Origin of the sequence: Secundilactobacillus paracollinoides DSM 15502 = JCM 11969 (assembly GCF_001311135.1) — a bacterium.
In the GTDB taxonomy this organism is placed as follows: domain Bacteria; phylum Bacillota; class Bacilli; order Lactobacillales; family Lactobacillaceae; genus Secundilactobacillus; species Secundilactobacillus paracollinoides.
The window spans coordinates 1-1,899 of record NZ_BBAG01000138.1 but is presented as its reverse complement, the minus strand read 5'-3'; the positions used below and the strand labels follow the sequence as shown (position 1 = coordinate 1,899).

1 protein-coding gene is annotated in these 1,899 nt (G+C 47.7%); it reads left to right on the top strand.

From position 1 onward, the window contains the following. Positions 1 to 432: 432 nt before the first annotated feature. On the top strand, positions 433 to 1,815 hold the full coding sequence (ltrA, locus tag JCM11969_RS16570; protein WP_054712990.1) for a group II intron reverse transcriptase/maturase: 1,383 nt from the start codon (positions 433 to 435) through the stop codon (positions 1,813 to 1,815). The last annotated feature ends 84 nt before the right edge of the window (positions 1,816 to 1,899 follow it).

Here is a 1,899-nt window from a genome sequence, read left to right as displayed (position 1 = left end):
GGTGCGCCCGGCATGCGCCAACTAGACGGTGAAAGTCCGTTGCGGGCCGTAGTAGTCGGAACCGCAAGTCAATGACAAGGGTGTCCATCGTGAGGTGGAATCTGAAGGAAGTCGGCGACAAAGTACCGCATTGATGTACAAGAATCAGCTATAAGGCTGTGTTGGTCGGACGAGGTTGCCAAACAAACCAAAGTCCAATACTACTCGAGGCCATCGCAGTAAAGCTGGCAATGACATGGTACGAAAGTGGGCGTTCTTACCCGGGGAGGCCTGTATCGTACGTTCCCGACAAGAGGCGCGCTAAGCGCCACAGGAACAAACATCGCAGTGATGTGGTGCAGAACGATACAGGAGTCAGCCGAGGCCATAGTAGTGGTATCTGCCACGAAGCTGAACAATAATAGGTCATCATTGATATTGGAGGTGGAGACAGTGCAACAACCGCAGAATACAGAAAAAGCTGACCGCCGGCGGACAGTAGGACTGGAAGCCCAAGAACAAGTCGGGGTGCGTAGCACTGACTCTGGTGAAAATACGATGATGAACGGCACTAAGTTTCAAGAGTTAGTCTTAGACCGAAATAACCTGAACGAGGCTTATCTTCGCGTCTGCAGAAACAAAGGTGCAGCAGGACTAGACGGAATGACCGTTGACGAACTGTTGCCCTACTTGAGGAAACATAAACAGGAATTACCGCAAGCTTTACAAAACGAGACCTATCGGCCTCGTCCCGTTAAGCGGGTTGAAATTCCAAAACCTAATGGTGGTAAACGCAAGCTCGGAATACCAACTGTGATTGACCGACTTGTTCAACAAGCCATGGCGCAAGTCATGGTGCCAACATTTGAGCGTGTCTTCTCAGATAATAGTTTTGGGTTCCGACCGAATCGAAGTGCTAAAGATGCCATTGATAGAGTGGTTCAGTTCTACAATCAGGGCTATCACTATGTCGTGGATCTCGATTTAAAAGCATACTTCGATACGGTCAACCACGATCTGCTTATTAAATTTATTGAGCAGTATATTACGGATCCATGGATACTGCATCTCATTCGTCGCTTCCTAACCAGCGGTGTCATGAATGGTGGTCTATTTGAACGAAGTGATAAAGGCACCCCTCAAGGTGGCCCCTTATCGCCACTTTTGGCTAACATTTATCTCAACGAACTGGATAAGCTGTTAACTTCCAGAGGTCATAAGTTTGTCCGCTATGCGGACGATTGTAATATTTATGTCCGAAGCAAACGTGCTGGAGAACGGGTTCTGACTAATGTTACTCGCTTTCTTGAAAGCGACCTAAAGGTCACCGTCAATGAGGACAAGACATCAGTAAGTTCGCCTCTGCGGGCCAAGTTCCTGGGATTTTCCTTGGGGGTTGGTCGAGGAGGTGCGTATGCGCGACCTGCTTGGCAGGCCAAGCAACGCATCAAGTCTGCACTCAGGAAAATGACCAAGCGCAATCGGGGCGTTTCGTTAAACCTGGTGTTTAACGAGATTCATCAAAAGATGCGTGGGTGGTTACAGTACTATTCGGTCGGGAAAATGACCAATTTTATCCGTCACTTAGACGAATGGTTGCGAGCAAGGATTCGCCAGTATATTTGGAAACAGTGGAAGAAGCTCAAAACAAAGGTCAATCATCTTGTAAAACTGGGGCTTTCTGGCACCAGTGCTTATACAATGGCCAATACCCGTAAGGGTTATTGGCGAACTGCGCATAGCAAGACATTGACCTATACTCTGACAAACAAAAGACTGGAACGCCTTGGACTCATCAATATGAGCAAGACACTCCAGTCAATACAAAGTGCTTAAATTATTGAACCGCCGTATACGGAACGTACGTACGGTGGTGTGAGAGGTCGGTAATTGAATTAATCAATTACCTCCTACTCGATT